Source organism: Acidiphilium sp. C61, from assembly GCF_905116885.1.
In the GTDB taxonomy this organism is placed as follows: Bacteria; Pseudomonadota; Alphaproteobacteria; order Acetobacterales; family Acetobacteraceae; genus Acidiphilium.
In genome coordinates this window covers 585,347-601,541 of record NZ_CAJHNI010000005.1, presented here as the reverse complement: position 1 = coordinate 601,541, position 16,195 = coordinate 585,347, and the positions used below count along the sequence as shown (strand labels likewise).

Annotated in this window: 14 protein-coding genes; 6 read left to right on the top strand and 8 right to left on the bottom strand. The window is 68.6% G+C overall.

The features are described from left to right. The first annotated feature begins 59 nt into the window (after positions 1-59). Positions 60-599 carry a cytochrome b gene (locus HUW10_RS05590; protein ID WP_174502606.1) on the top strand — a complete coding sequence of 180 codons (540 nt, stop codon included), beginning with the start codon at positions 60-62 and terminating at the stop codon, positions 597-599. Here HUW10_RS05590 and HUW10_RS05585 read toward each other — a convergent pair. Next, positions 591-1,403: a TIGR00282 family metallophosphoesterase gene (locus tag HUW10_RS05585; protein WP_174504755.1), complete on the bottom strand. Its 813-nt coding sequence runs from the start codon at positions 1,401-1,403 to the stop codon at positions 591-593. The genes HUW10_RS05590 and HUW10_RS05585 overlap by 9 nt on opposite strands. Before the next feature lie 116 nt (positions 1,404-1,519). On the opposite strand from HUW10_RS05585, the gene HUW10_RS05580 reads away from it, so the two are divergent. Continuing rightward, entirely contained in the window at positions 1,520-2,893 is a 1,374-nt protein-coding gene (locus tag HUW10_RS05580) for an FAD-binding oxidoreductase (protein WP_174502605.1), read from the top strand. A 40-nt stretch (positions 2,894-2,933) separates the two neighbouring features. Here HUW10_RS05580 and HUW10_RS05575 read toward each other — a convergent pair whose 3' ends face one another. Both HUW10_RS05575 and HUW10_RS05570 read right to left on the bottom strand, forming a co-directional pair. Beyond that, entirely contained in the window at positions 2,934-3,395 is a 462-nt protein-coding gene (locus HUW10_RS05575; protein ID WP_174502604.1) for a biopolymer transporter ExbD, read from the bottom strand. Positions 3,396-3,399: 4 nt separating this feature from the next. Then, positions 3,400-4,071, bottom strand: coding sequence for a MotA/TolQ/ExbB proton channel family protein (locus tag HUW10_RS05570; RefSeq protein ID WP_174502603.1), 672 nt, complete (start codon positions 4,069-4,071; stop codon positions 3,400-3,402). 280 nt (positions 4,072-4,351) lie between these two features. Here HUW10_RS05570 and HUW10_RS05565 point away from each other — a divergent pair, with 280 nt between their 5' ends. Then, on the top strand, positions 4,352-5,404 hold the full coding sequence (locus tag HUW10_RS05565; protein ID WP_174502602.1) for an aldo/keto reductase: 1,053 nt from the start codon (positions 4,352-4,354) through the stop codon (positions 5,402-5,404). Positions 5,405-5,484: 80 nt separating this feature from the next. Here HUW10_RS05565 and trxA read toward each other — a convergent pair whose 3' ends face one another. From trxA to tsaE, 5 genes are read right to left on the bottom strand one after another with little or no spacing between them, the layout of a single operon-like run. Next, entirely contained in the window at positions 5,485-5,811 is a 327-nt protein-coding gene (gene trxA, locus HUW10_RS05560; protein WP_174502601.1) for a thioredoxin, read from the bottom strand. Positions 5,812-5,869: 58 nt separating this feature from the next. Beyond that, the gene (gene addA, locus HUW10_RS05555) at positions 5,870-9,343 is read right to left on the bottom strand and encodes a double-strand break repair helicase AddA (RefSeq protein ID WP_174502600.1); all 3,474 of its coding nucleotides are present in this window, start codon (positions 9,341-9,343) and stop codon (positions 5,870-5,872) included. Beyond that, positions 9,340-11,355 carry a double-strand break repair protein AddB gene (gene addB / locus HUW10_RS05550; RefSeq protein WP_236656500.1) on the bottom strand — a complete coding sequence of 672 codons (2,016 nt, stop codon included), beginning with the start codon at positions 11,353-11,355 and terminating at the stop codon, positions 9,340-9,342. The genes addA and addB overlap by 4 nt, the downstream gene beginning before the upstream one ends. Further along, on the bottom strand, positions 11,331-12,308 hold the full coding sequence (locus tag HUW10_RS18290) for a hypothetical protein (protein WP_236656230.1): 978 nt from the start codon (positions 12,306-12,308) through the stop codon (positions 11,331-11,333). Before HUW10_RS18290 ends, addB begins: the two co-directional genes overlap by 25 nt. Beyond that, on the bottom strand, positions 12,305-12,754 hold the full coding sequence (gene tsaE / locus HUW10_RS05545) for a tRNA (adenosine(37)-N6)-threonylcarbamoyltransferase complex ATPase subunit type 1 TsaE (protein WP_174502599.1): 450 nt from the start codon (positions 12,752-12,754) through the stop codon (positions 12,305-12,307). The genes HUW10_RS18290 and tsaE overlap by 4 nt, the downstream gene beginning before the upstream one ends. 69 nt (positions 12,755-12,823) lie before the next feature. Here tsaE and HUW10_RS05540 point away from each other — a divergent pair, with 69 nt between their 5' ends. From HUW10_RS05540 to egtD, 3 genes are all read left to right on the top strand, one after another. Next, positions 12,824-13,843 carry an NAD(P)/FAD-dependent oxidoreductase gene (locus HUW10_RS05540; RefSeq protein ID WP_174502598.1) on the top strand — a complete coding sequence of 340 codons (1,020 nt, stop codon included), beginning with the start codon at positions 12,824-12,826 and terminating at the stop codon, positions 13,841-13,843. An 82-nt stretch (positions 13,844-13,925) separates the two neighbouring features. Continuing rightward, positions 13,926-15,104 (top strand): ergothioneine biosynthesis protein EgtB, encoded by a 1,179-nt coding sequence (gene egtB, locus HUW10_RS05535; RefSeq protein WP_174502597.1) that lies wholly within the window; start codon positions 13,926-13,928, stop codon positions 15,102-15,104. A 3-nt stretch (positions 15,105-15,107) separates the two neighbouring features. Beyond that, positions 15,108-16,055: an L-histidine N(alpha)-methyltransferase gene (gene egtD, locus HUW10_RS05530; protein ID WP_174502596.1), complete on the top strand. Its 948-nt coding sequence runs from the start codon at positions 15,108-15,110 to the stop codon at positions 16,053-16,055. Positions 16,056-16,195 lie beyond the last annotated feature (140 nt).

The following is a 16,195-nucleotide window of genomic DNA, read 5'->3' as shown; positions in this document are numbered from 1 at the left end:
GCCATTGCTGCGCCATTTTCCTGTGGTCAATCAATGCGAACATCATTCGAGGTCAATCCATGGACGCCCGTTATCGCCCATCCATCCAGGTCCTGCACTGGCTGATCGCCGCAACCGTCATCGGACTCGTGATTGCCGGGCTGCTGCTGCATTACGACCTGATTTCGAAATCCGTTCACCGCCCGCTCGCGGTCATCCACATGAGCTTCGGCCTTGCCATTCTCGCGCTGATGGTGGTTCGCCTCATCATCCGGCGCCGCTCTGGCGTGCCGCCGCTGCCGGAGACGATCGGGCGCCCATTCCAGATCGCGGCGCATGCGACCCAGATGCTGTTCTACGCGCTGCTGCTGGCGATGCCGATCTTCGGCATCCTGTTCGTCGAGGCGCATGGCCGCCCGGTGCCGTTCTTCGGGTTGTTCACCCTACCTGTCGTTGTCGGCAAGAATCACGGCGTGCAGGAGGTTTTCGAATTCCTCCATTTCTGGGGAGGGATCGCCATCATCCTTCTGTTCGCCGCCCATGTCGGCGGCGCCGTGCGGCATGAGATGCGCGGCGAGCATATCATCCGGCGGATGTTGCCCGGTCGCCGCTCAGCGTGAGGGCATGGCGGGGGCGAGCCGGCCGCCGAGGCGCACCGGCTCGACCGCCAGCGCCCGCCCGTCCGAGGCGATTCGGATCAGCGCGCCGCACACCGTCGCCTCACCCTCGGTCGGGTGCAGCCGCTCGCCGGGCATCTTGCGGATGAACCGGCCGATCGCCGCCTCCTTGGTCATGCCGATCACGCTGTCATAATCGCCGCACATGCCGACATCCGCCATGAAGCCGGTCCCCCCGGCCAGAACATGGTGATCGGCGGTCGGGATATGCGTATGGGTACCGAGCACGGCGGTGACCGCACCGTCGAACCGATGGGCGAAGGCCATTTTCTCGCTCGTCGCCTCGCCGTGGAAATCCACCATGATCGCCGCATGGGTAACGCCGAGCCGCACGCGCGACAGAACCCCTTCCAGCGCGCGGAACGGGCAGTCCATCGGGTCCATGAACAGCCGGCCCATCACCTGCGCGATCAGCACGCGCCGCCCATCCGGCAGGGTGATGTCGACCACGCCATCGCCCGGGGTGCCCGGGGGAAAGTTGAGCGGCCGGATCACCCGCTTCTGCTGGGCGATATAGGGGATGATCTCCTTGCGGTCCCAGGCGTGGTTGCCGAGGGTGATGGCATCCGCCCCGGCGGCGAACAGGGCGTCCGCCATGTCCGGCGCGAGGCCGAATCCGTGGGAGGCGTTCTCGCCGTTGACTACCGCGACATCGGCGCCGAGTTCCTGTTTCAGCCGTGGCAGGGCGGCGATGACGGCCTCGCGCCCGGACCGGCCCACAACGTCACCCAGATAGAGAAGCTTCATCACTGTCGTCTGCATGGCGACATGCGGTATTCGCTCCGCGCCGGTTGGGCAAGTCGGCGCAGGCGGCTAGTGGGCCGGCACATGACTTTGCCGGGAAATGACGTTAGCCTGAAGCCATGGACACGCAGAGCACGATCGACGCTGCCCGCGCCATTTTCGGCGAGCGGCTCAGCCTGAACGCCAATATCCGTGAAACCCATGCGCATGGTGAGGCCAATGCTGCCACCAGCCTGCCGGATGCGGTGGCGTTTCCCGAGTCGACCGAGGAGGTTTCGCAACTGCTGCGGCTGTGCCACGCGGCTTGCGTGCCGGTCACGCCGTTCGGCGCGGGCACCTCGCTCGAAGGCCATGTGACGCCGGTGCGCGGCGGTATCAGCCTCGACCTGACGCGGATGAACCGGGTGATCGAGGTGAATGACGCCGATCTCGACGGCCGGGTAGAGGCCGGGGTGACGCGGCGGCAGCTGAACACCTATCTGCGCGATCACGGGCTGTTCTTCCCGGTCGATCCCGGTGCCGATGCGACGATCGGCGGGATGTGTGCGACGCGCGCGTCCGGCACGACCACGGTGCGCTACGGCACGATCCGCGACAATGTGCTGGGGCTGCGCGCCGTGCTGGCCGACGGCACCGTGATCGACACCGGCGGGCGGGTCCGCAAATCGTCCACCGGCTATGACCTGACCCGCCTGTTGATCGGTTCGGAGGGCACGCTCGGCATCATCACCGAGGTGCAGCTGAAACTCTACGGCATTCCCGAGGCGATCGGTGCCGCCGTCTGCGGTTTCGCCGACGAGCACGCCGCAGTCGCCGCGGTGATCGAGATCATGCAGACGGGCATTCCCGTCGCCCGCATCGAATTCGCCGATACCGCGCAGATGGCAGCCTCGATCGCCTATTCGAAGCTCGATCATCTCACCGCCGGCCCGACGCTGATGTTCGAGTTCCACGGCAGTGCGCAGGGTGTTGCCGAGCAGGGGGCGATGGCCGAGGAGATCGCCAGGGCCCATGGCGGCAGCGGCTTCGCCTTCGCGACCGAAACCGAGGCCCGCAACCGGCTCTGGCGCGCCCGCCACGATGCCTATTGGGCAGCGCGGGCCGCCTATCCCGGCAAGGGCGCCTTTGCGACCGACACGATCGTGCCGATCTCGCGTCTGGCCGAGGCGGTTTCGCTGGCGCGCGAGGCGGTGACCCGCTCTGGTCTCGAAGCCTGCATCGTCGGCCATGTCGGCGATGGTAATTTCCACGTGCTGATCCTCTATCCCGAAGGTGAGGAAGGCCGGGCGAAAGCATGGGAGCTCGATCGTGAAATCGTCGCCCAGGCGCTGTCGTTTGGCGGGGCGGCGAGCGGCGAGCACGGGGTCGGGCTCGGCAAGCGGGAATTCCTGCCGCGCGAGCACGGGGCGGCAGCGCTTGGCGTGATGCGCGCGATCAAGCAGTCGCTCGATCCGCGCGGCATCCTCAATCCGGGAAAGATGTTTCTCGACTGAAGGTTGGCCGGGCCGCCTCGGGCCCGGCCAACCAGTCGGGTCAGTTGCCGCTGGCCGGCGCGGCAGCAGCAGGCGTTCCGCCGGCCGGAGAAGCTGCAGCTCCGGCAACCGGCTGCGCGGCGATGCCGATATCGGTGACACCCGCCTTTCGCGCGGCGTCCATCACCGTCACGAAATGCTGGAAGGCGACGGCCTTCGACGCGGCGATCGTCACCTCGGTCTTGGACGGATCGCCATCGGCCTGGAACATGGCGGTGAGCTGGTCCGGCGTCAGCACCTGTTTCTTCACCTGAATACTGCCATCGGCAAGGATGTTCACGGTGAATTTCGGGTGCTTGAGATGCGTCGTCTGCGTCGAGTTCGGCAGTTGCATCGGGATTCCCGCATCCGGGATCATCTGCAGCGTGACGATGATGAAGAACACCAGCAGGAAGAGCATCACGTCGATCATCGGGATGATCTCGACGCGCGCCTTCCGGGCCTCGAAATAGCGCATGTTCATGAAATCAGGCCGCCACCGCGGTGCGGATCGCCGGGCGGCTACCGGCATGGGGCACGACCGGCGCGCCATCGGTGCGGTTCAGCACCATGGTGCGGATCGTCTCGAGCTGATGAATGATCAGGCGGACCTGGTTCTGCAGCATGTTGAAGGTGGCAAGGCCGATCATGGCGATGAAGATGCCGCAGGCGGTGGCCACCAGGGCATCGGCCACGCCGCCGGTCACCTCGGCCGGCGCATGGCCGGGTGTCGCGAGCACCGAGAAGGCGTGGAACATGCCGATGATCGTGCCGAACAGGCCGAGCAGCGGCGCGAGCGTCACGATCGTATCCAGCACCCACATCCGCCGGTCGAGCCGGGGGGCTACCAGCATGATCGCCTCGTCCATGCGGCTGTTCATCGAGGCGTGGTTGGTATCGTGCATGTGGTTCAGGGCGGTGTCGAGCAGCAGCGCCTCCGGCATCCGGCCGGCATAGTCGCGCAGCGTCGTCAGATCGTCCTCGTTGACGCGGCCCATGGCGGCCATGCGGCGGACGATCGAGCTGCCGCGAAGGATCGCGCGGCGGAGATACCACATCCGGTCGATGATCACCGCGACGGCGATGACGAAAAGACCGGCGAGAACGTAAAGTACCCCGTCGGAATAATTCGCGAGGTGAATGATATAATCCAGGGTCATGCTGACTCTCCGAGACTCCGCCCGGAGCATTCCCGGGCCGGTGACGGAGCGGGAGGACTTCGGCCGGATCGTTTTGCCCGACAAACAGAACGGGGCGAGCCCGCATCGCGGACCGCCTCCCGTCAAATCGCGTGTAGACCAGCGAGCGGCGCTTTAGTGTGAAGCCTCGATGACAGTTGTTACGATAGCGCACCGCGCGCGGCGGCGCCTGACGGGTCGCGCCCTTGTTCCGGCGGCCGCGCCGCACGACATCTGCCGCAACAACGCAGGGAGCCTCCCGATGGACTATCGCCAGCTCGGCCGATCCGGCCTGAAGGTTTCGACGCTGACGCTTGGCACCATGACGATGGGCGGGCGCGGCGTGTTCGGGAAGGTCGGCAATGTCGGGCGCGCCGAGGCCCGGCGGCAGATCGACATGTGCGTCGATGCCGGTGTCAATCTCGTTGATACGGCCGATATCTATTCTACCGGGGGCGCCGAGGAGATCATCGGCGAGGCGCTGGGCGGCAAGCGGCCGCAGGGTCTGCTGATCGCGACGAAGGTGCGGTTTCCGATGGGGCAGGGGCCGAATGATCGCGGCCTGTCGCGCCACCACATCATCGCGGCCTGCGAGGCGAGCCTGACCCGGCTGCGAACCGATTTCATCGATCTCTATCAGGTTCACGAATGGGACGGGCTGACCCCGCTCGAAGAGACGACGCAGGCGCTCGACATGCTGATCCGCCACGGCAAGGTACGGTATGTCGGCTGTTCGAACTATTCCGCCTGGCATGTCATGAAGGCGCTGGCGATCGCCGATCGGACGAATCGCGAACGGTTCGTCAGCCAGCAGATCCACTACACGCTCGAAGCGCGGGAGGCCGAGAACGAACTGATCCCGCTCGCGATCGATCAGGGGCTGGGCGTGCTGGTCTGGAGCCCGCTCGCCGGCGGACTGCTGTCCGGCAAGCATCGTCGCAACCAGGACACGCCGCCCGGCACACGCCAGCTTGCCGGGTGGAGCGAACCCCCGATCCACGACGAAAACCGGCTCTGGGACATTGTGGAGGCGCTGGTCGAGGTGGCCGGCGCGCATGGCGTTTCGGCGGCGCAGGTCGCGCTCGCCTGGCTGCTCGGACGGCCGGCGGTCACCTCGCTCGTCATCGGCGCACGCAACGAGGAGCAACTGGTGGACAATCTGCGCGCGGCCAGCCTGACGCTGACCAAGGAAGAACGCTCGATGCTGGATGCGGTAAGCCAGCGCAAGCTGCACTACCCCTACTGGCACCAGGCACAGACCGCTAAGGACCGGCTCGGCCCGGCGGATCTCGCGCTATTGGGGCCGCATCTCTGAGCGGATGATGCTTTATGCGTCGGGTGCTGGGCTGGGCGCTCCGGGTGGATGCAGCACGCCGCATCCACCCGCAGGGCTGGTCAGATGTTTTTGTCGAGCCAGGCCTTCAGCACGCTTTTCGGCGCGGCGCCGACATGCTGTGCCGCCGGCTTGCCATCCTTGAACAGGATCAGGGTCGGGATGCCACGCACCCCATACTGGGTCGGGGTCATCGGGTTCTCGTCGATATTCACCTTGGCGACGGTAACCCGCCCGGCATATTCGCTGCCGAGTTCTTCCAGCGACGGTCCGATGATCTTGCAGGGACCGCACCATTCTGCCCAGAAATCGACAAGAACCGGCTCCTTCGAGTCGAGAACCGAGTTGGAAAATTCCGCGTCAGACACGGCTTTCGTGGCTGCACCCATGATAATGCTCCTTGAAGCGATGCGTTTGAGAAGAGAATGGCGTCTTGCCCCGTGACGATCAAGCGGATGGCTGGTCCTGCTTCGGCGCATGCCGGGCCAGCATCGCGGCGGGGACCGGCATGACACGGGCTTGCGATGTCCAGACCAGCACCGCATCGATCCGCCGATCGGGATATATTCCGCCGAGCACCGCGACATAGGCGGCGAGCTGCGCCGCATAGGCCTCGGGGATTCCAGCCGGATCGTCCGGCGGCCGGCGGTCGGTCTTGTAGTCGGCGACAAGCACCCGGTCAGGCAGCACGGCGAGCCGGTCGATCAGCCCGCCAATTTCGACGCCGCCGACAATACCGGCCACGGGCGCCTCGGCGCGCGAGGCGGGGCCGAACAGCGGCGTCAGCTCAGGATGGTCGAGCACTCCGAAAACCGCCTCGATCAGCGCGGATTGTTCGGCGGCGTCGAGGTCGTGAGCGGGCTGCGCCAGGTAGCGGCGTGCGGCTTCGTGCCGGTCGGCGAGCGCAAGATCGGGCAGATGCTGCAACAGCGCATGGATCAGCCGGCCGCGTGCAAGACCGGCGGCGCGGCCGGTTTCGCGGCCCGCCAGCGGCGAGGAAGCGGCTAGGCCCGTGCTTTCGCCTTCGGCGCTGCGGCTCGGCACCAGGCGGTCGATCCGGCGCTTGGGCTCGGGCGGCGGCGCCGCGCGCCAGCCGGTTTCCGGGCCGATCCAGTGCGGCAATGGCGATGCGACCGTCGTGGCGACGGCGGCGGTCCGGTCCGGCGCTGCCGTCTGCGCGGTTTCGAGGCAGAGGATGCTGCCTTCCAGCGGCACTTCCGCCGCGCGGTCGGCAACGCCGTCGAGCCGGGCGAAACCTGCGCGCACGCTCTCGTACCAGCATGAGTCCGGCAGCTTGGTCTTCGGCGCCGCGCCGCAGACGACCAGATGGTCCTCGGCGCGGGTCAGCGCCACGTAGAGCAGCCGGTTATATTCCTCGGCGGCGCGGGCCGCACTCCGGGCAAGCGCCTGTTGCACCGCGGCGCTGCGCATGTCGGCGCGGGGGCAGAAGATGGGTACCTCGCCGCCATCCTGCGGCGCTTCGAGCCAGTGGATCATCTCGCGCGCCTCTTTCCCCGGCTGTCCGGTCGTATCCGGCAGGATGACCAGCGGCGCCTGCAGGCCCTTCGCGCCGTGAACGGTCATCAGCCGCACCGCGTTGCCGGCTGCCTCCGCCTCGCGCTTGACCTCGGCCGCGGTGGCATCGAGCGCGGCGAGGAAGCCCTGCAGGCTCGGCGCCTCGCGCGCGCCATAGTCGAGCGCGGTGGCGAGCAGTTCGTCGAGCGGCTCGGCGGCTTCCGGCCCGAGCCGGGCGAGCAGCCGGGCCCGGCCGCCCATCGGCCCGAGCACTTCGGCAAAGAAGCGGTAGGGGGTGACGAAATCAGCCCGCGCCTGCGCTTCGGCGATCAGATCACGCGCCTGGGCGAAGGCGGCGCACTCGTCGGCGCGGGCGAACAGCGTATCGCGCAGCGAGGTCTTGCGGCCCAGCGCAAGCCGCATCAGCTCCTCGTCGGACAGGCCGCCAAGCGGGCTTGCCAGCACGGTCGCGAGTTCGACATCGTCCTGCGGCAGCAGCACGGCGCGGGCCAGCGCAATGAGGTCGGCCACGGCGCGGGTTTCGGTCAGCACCATGCGGTCGAGCCCGGCAACCTCGACATTGTACTCCTTCAGCGCGCGGGTGAGGGCGATGCCGAATTCGTTGCGCTGCCTGACCAGGATCAAGACATCGCCGGCGGCGAGCATGCGCCCGCGCGACTCAAGCCGCATCGTGCCGATATTGGCCTTGATCCATCCGGCCACCGCCCGGGCGAGCCGCCGCCGCGCCGAGGCCTGTTCGGCATAGGTCTCTGCCGGCGCCCAGGGCGGCAGATCGGGATCGGGATCGGCCGCAACCAGTGGCCACAGCGACACCGAGCCGGCCTGTCCGGCGCGGCTTGCGCCATGCGCGAGCGTCTCGCCGGGCATGACCACGCCGGCGCGCGCCGGCCCGCTCTCGAACACCTTGTCCACCAAGGCGAGAACCGGCGCCGTGGACCGGAACGAGGTGGCGAGGCTGCCTTCATGCCAGCGCGCCCCGGCGGCGGATACACGGGCCCCGATGCCCGCCCGCCAGGCGTCGAAACTCGCGAGGTCGGCGCCCTGGAAGGAGTAGATCGACTGTTTCCGGTCGCCGACCGCGAAAACCGTGCGCATCCCATCGGGCCGCGTCCCCGTGCCGGCGAAAAACTCCGCCGCGATCGCGTCGATCACCGCCCATTGCGCCGGTGCGATATCCTGCACCTCATCGAGCAGGATATGATCGATCCCGCCATCGAGCTTGTAGAGCACCCAGGCGGCACCGGGATCGACCAGAAGCTGTGCGGCGCGGGCGATCAGGTCGGCATAGTCGAACCGCGCATTGAGCTGTTTCGCTCCCTGTTCTGCGGCGTGGATCGGCAGCGCGAGCCGGGCGAGGGCGGCGGAAAGATCGGCGAGGCGCCGCGCTGCGAGACGGTCCATCATCCGCAGCAGCCGTGCCTGTTCGGCCTCGATCGATGTCCGCAGTGCCGGCTCCGCGGCATCCAGCGCCTTGCTCAACAGCGTCGTCATCGCGCGCGGTGCGCCGGCGCCGGTGAAAAATCCATCCCGCCAGATATCGAGCCGGGCAACCCGCTGCGCTGGCGGCAGGTCCAGCCAGGCTAGCAGGGCGGTGGCCTTTTCCCGCGCCTTGTCCGAGCTGCGCTCGCTCATCGCGCGAAGAGTGGCGCGGATGTTGCGATCGTCGAATTCGACGATCGAGAGCAGGATCGCGTCCTCGTCGGCTTCGGGGGCATCGAGCGCCGCCGCCTGCATGGCGGCGATGCCGCCGACGGTTTCGTAGCGGGATGCGAGCTTCGCCAGCCTCGCCTGGGCGTCGGTCAGCATCCGGTCGGTCAGGCCGGCGAAATCGGTTTCCGAAATCTGCCCCGCGAGAAGCCTGAGTGCGGCTTCGGCCGTGCGGCTGTCATCGCCCAGTACGGCCTCGCGCGCGGCGCGGCGGCGGCTGGCGGCTTCGGCCTCGTCGGCGACGGCGAAATGCGGCGAGATCTGCGCCTCCAGCGGAAACCGGCGCAGCAACGACTGACAAAAAGCGTGGACCGTGTCGATCCGCATGCCGCCCGGCAGGTCGAGCACCTGGCCGAACAGCATCCGCGCCCGCTGCCGCGTCGCGGTATCGGTCGGCATGTCGAGTGCCGCGAGATCGGCATCGAGCCGGGAATCCGTCGCAATGGCCCAGTCGCCGAGCCGCCGGCGCAGGCGGATCGCCATCTCCGCGGCCGCCGCGCGGGTGAAGGTGAGGCACAGGATGCGGCTGGGCGGTGCGCCGGAAAGCATCAGCCGCAGCAGCCGGTCGGTCAGCAGCTTGGTCTTGCCCGATCCCGCCGAGGCGCCGACGAAGGCCGAAACCGATGGGTCGGAGGCCGCGCGCTGCGCTGCCTCGGCCACTGCGATGGCGTCGCTCATGCGTCCTCCTGCCATTCGGCGCGGCGGGATATGCCGGCGTAGGGTTGATCCTTGGGTTTGCGGCCGGGATGTGGCGCGTCGAGAAACGGTGTCGCGGGATCGGCGTAATGGGCGAGCAGCGGGGGGATCTGCGTGCGCGCCGCCTCGATCACCTGATCGAGCGATTCGGCCTTGTTCCCGAACAAGGCCCTGGTCTCGCCCTCGGTCGCCCCGCCGGACAGTTTCCAATAGGCGAGTTCGGCGACCTTGCCGGCGAAACCGGGGAAGCCGCCCGCTTCGGCGATCACCGCCTCGATCGGCAGCTGCGGTGCCTTGCCCTGCTCCACCGCCCGGTCGGTAGGGGGGCTGCCGGTCTTGTAGTCGATGATCGCAAGCGTATCGCCTCGCCGCTCGATGCGGTCGGCGCGGCCATCGACGGTGAACCGGCCGAACCGCCAGGCGCCGGGCCGTTCCACCTTGATATCGTCCGCCTCGCCCTTTTCGACGAGCCGCGCGCGCTCGATCTCGACGATCCAGCCGGCGATGCGTTCCAGCCTGACCAGCCAGAACGCCTCGAGGGCCCGGCGCAGGCGCCGCGCGCGCAAGGCGGTGGCGAAGGCGTGGGCGAGCCGGCGCGGTGCGTCCTCTGCCCTGGCCCAGCCCGGCGAGCATGCCACCTCCATCAGCGCATCATGCGTGATGGTGCCGAAAATCGCGGCGTCGGTCTCGGCTTGCAGCGGGTTGAGCGGGCGCAGTTTCAGCACCTCGCTGGCATAGATGGCGTAGGGATCGGCGAGCAGTGTCGTGATCTTCGAGATCGAGTAGCTGGATGGCCTTGCATGCGCCGGCGGGCGCGGCTCCGGCCGCGTGCGGCGGGGCGTCGGGCTGCCGGGCGTCGGGCTGCCGGGCTGGTCCAGCCTGGCGGACCATTGGCGCGCCGGGTGTGATCGCAACACGCCGCCTTTCCCCCGCAGCCCGAGGTCGATTCGCGCCAGAAAGCGCGAGGGCACCGCCGGGGCGCGGCCGCGCCGGCGCGGCGCCGACAGCACCACCTCGTCGCACGCGCCGATCAGGATGCCGAGATCGTGTGCCGCCTCACCGATCTTCTCGGCATCGTCCGGTAGGCCGGCGGCGCGCCGCATCGGCCGGGACAGCCAGGGCCCTGGATCGGGTTCCGCGGGAAACACGCCCTCGACCATGCCGCCGAGAACCAGCGTGTCGACCCGCTGCAGCCGCGCCTCCATCATGCCCCAGATGGCGACCCGCGGGTTCGCGTCGCGCGCGCGCGGGCGCCGCAGCCGGGCACTGCCCAGCACCGCGTCGAGCAGCGGGACGAGTTCCGCCGGTTGGACATCCGGCAGGCCGTCGAGTGCCGCGAGCTGGATGGCCAGATGCTCGGATAGCGCTGCCCCGGCCTCGCCGGCCCAGAGATCGTCGGTGATCGCTTCCGTCGCCGCGATCAGCCCCGCGAGAAGGGTTGCCGGCGCCAGGCTCGCCGGGCGGGACGATATCGGCCGGAGGCGAAGCTGCAGATCGGCGAGGAAGGAAGGCAGCGGATCATCCGGCGCTGCCTCGTGCGCGGCCTCGTGATCGGCGGCGTGGAGCATGGCCGCGAAGCCGGGGCCGGGCAGGGCGCGGCGGAGCAGCAGGTCGAGCCGGCGGGCGAGGGCGCGGCACCGCCCCTGCGGCTGACCGGCCGTCACCAGCGGATGTTTCAGCAGCGCGAGCAGGGGCACGGCGTCGTAGCCGCTCTCGACGCAGGTGGCGAGCAGGCGCAGCACGATTGCCGGCGGCGTGTCGGCGAGGCGTTCGCCCGCGCTGTCTTCGGCGCGGATGCCGAGCCGTTCGAGCTCGGCGGCCACGCGCAGGGCCAGCCCGCGATCCGGCGTGACCAGCGCCGCATCGCGCCCCGGCGTTTCCAGCGCATCGCGGAGGGTGAGCGCGATGGCCCGCGCTTCGTCCTGTTCATCGGCAGCATCAAGTCGCCAGAGCCCGTCATCCGCCGCCGCTACGCCCTCCGCCGCGGGCGGAATCGGCAGGAACGCATCGCGGAGCAGCGCGATCCGGCCCGCCCGGCCGGTCGTCTCCCCGGTGCCCAGGGGGGGGGCAGGGGGGCGCCCAGGGGGGCGTGCAGGGGGGCGCCCAGGGGGGCGTGCAGGGGATGGATTTCCGCGCGCTGCACACCGATCGCCTCGGCGAGGCGGCGGAATCCGGCCTGGGGATGGGACGGCGTGCGATCGAGCATCGACCATGCCTCGTCCGGCAGGTCGGGATCGAAGCCGGGCAGCACCACGCAGCCCTGGTCCAGACTGGCGACGACACGCGCGAGGCGCGACAGGGCGGGCGGTGCCGCGGCAAGCCCGGCGAGCCAGACCGGGTGCGACGGCGGTGCCAGGCGCCAGCGCTCGGCTTGCGCATCGAGCAGCATCCGCTGGCGCACCGCCGGATCGACCGCGCCGCGCTCGGCAAGGATCGTGGGCCATGCGCGCGTGACGATCGACAGGAAATCGAGCGTGCGCTGCCAGTGTTCGGCGAGTTCGGGTGCCACGATTCCCGGCAGCGTGTCGGCAAGCTCGATCTCGGCCTGGGCGGCGGTGTCGAGCAGGAGGGCAAGGTCGTCGGCGAGCAGCAGCGCGGCGGCGAGGGTGGTCGGCGCGCCGTCGCGCCCGCCCATGCTCAGGATCAGCCGGGCGAGGATGGTGCGGCGCTCCTCTGCGGCGATCGCCGGCGGCAGGTCGAGCCCGGCGAGGATGCCGAGGGCGGCCTCGTCCGCCGCCCCGATCGCGGCGATGCGGGGCATGATCAGGGGCCCGCCTTTCGCTTCGAGAAAGGCGGCGGCGGCGGCGCGGGCGGCGCGGCGGGTGGGCAGGAACAGCACGCCATCGGCCGGGTCGCGGCCGGCATGCGCCGCCGTCTCCAGCCAGGCGCGGGCAAGCTCAAGCAGGAACGGGCGATCGGCGCCGACGAACCGGACCTTGGGGATCATGGCAGAAATCTTTCGAGCAGGGCATCTGGGCCACGGATCGTTGCAGTGCGGTGATTGCCCTCGTCCCAATCGAGCGCGATCGCCAGAGCCTCATGAGGCGCGAGCGGGCCGAGCCGGTCGGGCCACTCAATCAGGACAATGCCGGCTAGGGCCGCATCCAGCCCGAGTTCGGCGACATCCTCCGGGCCGCCGAGGCGCCAGAGGTCGAAATGTGACACCGGCGGATCAAGTTCATAAGTCTGCACCAGGGTGAAGCTCGGGCTCGGCACGTCGAGCGTGGCATCATTGGCGCGGGCGCGGATGAAGGCGCGGGCAAGGGTCGATTTCCCGGCGCCAAGCGGGCCCGAGAGCAGGAAAGCGTCACCGGCGCGCGCATGTGCGGCCAGTTGCCGCGCCAGCGCCGCGGTGGCGTCCTCGCCGCTGAGCGATATCGTTCGAATCCCCATTGCTCGATCCTGCCCGATCAGCCGGTCTTTGCAAGTTGACCCGCGCGCGGTTTCGGCTACGCATGGGGCATGGCAGAGACGATCACCACAGATGTGGCCATCATTGGCGCGGGTCCGGCGGGCCTGTTCGCCGTCTTCGAGTGCGGGATGCTGAAACTCGGCGCCGTGCTGATCGATGCGCTGGGCGAGGTGGGCGGCCAGTGCGCCGCGCTCTACCCGGAGAAACCGATCTACGACATCCCCGCCCTGCCGGCGATCGAGGCGGCGGGGCTGATCGAGAATCTGGAGCGGCAGATCGCCCCCTTTGCCGCGCCGCGTCTGCTCGGCCGGCTGGTGACGGCGATTTCCGGCGCCTGCGGCGATTTCACCATCGGCACCGACCAGGGCGATCTTGTCCGCGCCAAGGCGATCATCATCGCCGCCGGTGCCGGCGCGTTCGGCCCGAATCGCCCGCCCCTTGCCGGGCTGGCCGCCTACGAGGCGAGCGGTGCGGTGCAATATTACGTGAAGCGGCGCGAGGCGCTGCGCGGCAAGCGGGTGGTGATCGCCGGTGGCGGCGATTCGGCGGTGGATTGGGCGCTTGCCCTGCGGGGCATCGCCGCGAGCATCGCCGTGGCGCATCGGCGGGCGAAATTCCGCGCCGCGCCGGAAAGTGCGGCCCAGCTCGCCGCGGCGGCGGCCGAGGGTGAAATCGATCTCGTGATCCCCTACCAGCTGCACGCCCTGCATGGCGCCGACGGCACGCTGCACACGGTCGAGGTTGCCGATCTCGACGGGGCGACGCGGCATCTCGAGGCGGATGTCCTCCTGCCGTTTTTCGGCCTCGCCACCGATCTCGGCCCGGTCGCGACCTGGGGACTCGAACTTTCCCTCCATCACGTTCTCGTGACCCCGTCCACCTGCGAGACCAGCACGCGCGGCATTTTCGCGATCGGCGACGTCGCCGAATATCCCGGCAAGCTGAAGCTGATCCTGCAGGGATTTTCCGAGGCGGCGATGGCGGCGCACGCGATCCATCCGATCGTTCACCCCGAACAGGCGCTGCATTTCGAATATTCGACATCGAAAGGCGTGCCGGGCGTCGCGTGAACTTGCCGTGCCGGAGGCAAAAAAGCGCTGACAAACCGCCCCCGGTCGTCCATGTCTTGTGAACGGCATCGGAGGGATTGCGATGGATGGTTACACCCCGCCCGGCCTGGCCCGGTCGTATGAACGCGTACGTGCCCACACCGAAGACCTTGCCCGGGCGCTTTCAGCCGAGGATCAGTGCATCCAGTCGATGGCGGATGCGAGCCCGGCGAAATGGCACCGTGCGCACACGACCTGGTTTTTCGAGCAGTTCGTGCTGCTGCCCCACGCCCCGGGCTATGGGGTGTTCGATCCGGCCTTCCAGTTCCTGTTCAACTCCTATTACGATTCGGTCGGCGAACGGCAGCCTCGCCCTGAGCGCGGGCTGATCACCCGGCCCGATGGCGCGCGGGTGACCGCCTATCGCGCGCATGTCGACGCTGCGATGCAGGGCCTGATCGAACGCGGCGGGGCGCCGGCCGATCTGGTGGTGCTGGGCCTCAATCACGAGCAGCAGCATCAGGAACTGCTGATCACCGACATTACCCATGCCTTCGCGCAGAACCGCCTCGCCCCGGCGCCGATACCGCATTTTGCCCGGACCCCGGCGGTGCCCGGCGGCGACGGCTTCGTCGATTGTCCCGGCGGGCTCGTCGAGATCGGGTTCGCCGGGGGTGGGTTTCATTTCGACAATGAGGGGCCGCGGCACCAGGTATGGCTGGAGCCCTATCGCCTTGCCGACCGGCTGGTGCGCAACCGCGACTGGCTCGCCTTCATGGCGGATGGCGGCTACCGGACCAGCACGTTGTGGATGGCCGACGGCTGGGCAGCGGCGAGTGCCGGCGGCTGGGCGGCGCCGCTCTACTGGCGGTACGACGATGATGGCTGGTCCAGCTTCGGCCCCGAAGGCGTGCTGAGCCTCGATCCCGATGCGCCGGTGATGCATGTTTCCTGGTACGAGGCGGATGCCTATGCCCGCTGGTGCGACGCGCGACTCCCCACCGAGGCGGAATGGGAAGCCGCGGCGGCGGATCCGCGCCTCGCGGAGATGACCGGCTATGTCTGGCAATGGACCGAAAGCGCCTATCGCCCCTATCCGCGCTTCCGCCCGGTTGCCGGCGCGATCGGTGAATATAATGGGAAATTCATGATAAATCAGATGGTTCTGCGCGGATCTTCAATGGCAACGCCGGACGGGCATGCGCGGCGGAGCTATCGAAACTTCTTTCATCCGGACAAACGCTGGCAGTTCGCGGGACTTCGTCTCGCGCGGGACAGCTGAACGGTGTCGGGGCTGGCATCGCCTGAAACCGACATCGTTGCCGAGGCGCTCGCCGGGCTGACGGCACCGCGCAAGAGCCTTCCGCCCAAGCTGTTCTACGACGAGCCCGGCTGCGCGCTGTTCGGGGCGATCACAAGGCTTGCGGAATATTACCCGACGCGCACCGAGCGCGCCTTGCTGCCGCGGGTTGCGGCGGCGCTTGGCGCGTGGGTGGAGCCCGGTGCTGCGCTCGTCGAATATGGCGCCAGCGATGAAGGGAAGGCGGAATTCCTGTTCGGCCCGCTGGAGAGCGCCGCCTATGTCCCGATCGACATTGCCGCCCCCGCGCTTGCCGCACTCGCCGCGCGGATGCGGCGGCGTCATCCCGCAATCGCGGTGCATCCGGTGGCCGCCGATTTTCTCGCCCCGGTGCGCCTGCCGGCAGCGATCGCGGGGATGCCGCGTCTCGGCTTCTTTCCGGGATCGACGATCGGCAATCTCGATCACGACGAAGCAGTCGCGTTTCTCGGGCGGGCGCGGGGGGCGCTCGGGCCCGGCGCGCCGCTGCTGATCGGGGTGGATCTCGAGAAGTCGCTGGATATCCTGATCCCGGCCTATGATGACGCCGAGGGGGTGACGGCGGCGTTCAACCTCAACATTCTCAGCCGGCTGAACCGGGAAGCCGAGGCCGATTTCGACCCCGCGCTGTTCCGCCACCGGGCGGTGTGGAACGACAGGTTCCGCCGGATCGAGATGCATCTCGAAAGCCGGGTTCCGCAGAGCGTGCGCGTTGCCGGGCGCAGGATCGAATTCGCTGCCGGCGAGACGATCCATACCGAGAACAGCCACAAGTTTTCCGAGGCCCGCTTCGCCGCCCTGGCCGCCGAGGCGGGCTGGCTGGTGGCCGAAAGCTGGACGGATCCGGATCGCCTGTTCTCCGTCCAGCTCCTAGAGCATCATCCGATCAGATAGAATCATCTGATCGGATAAAGATGCTCTAATTATCAATATGATAGAGCACGACATCCGATCCTTTCGGATCGGAACGTGCTCTTGTGTCCCGATCCTGAACGCGGTCGTTTCAGGCCCGGGACAGGACAGGGGTGAAACCC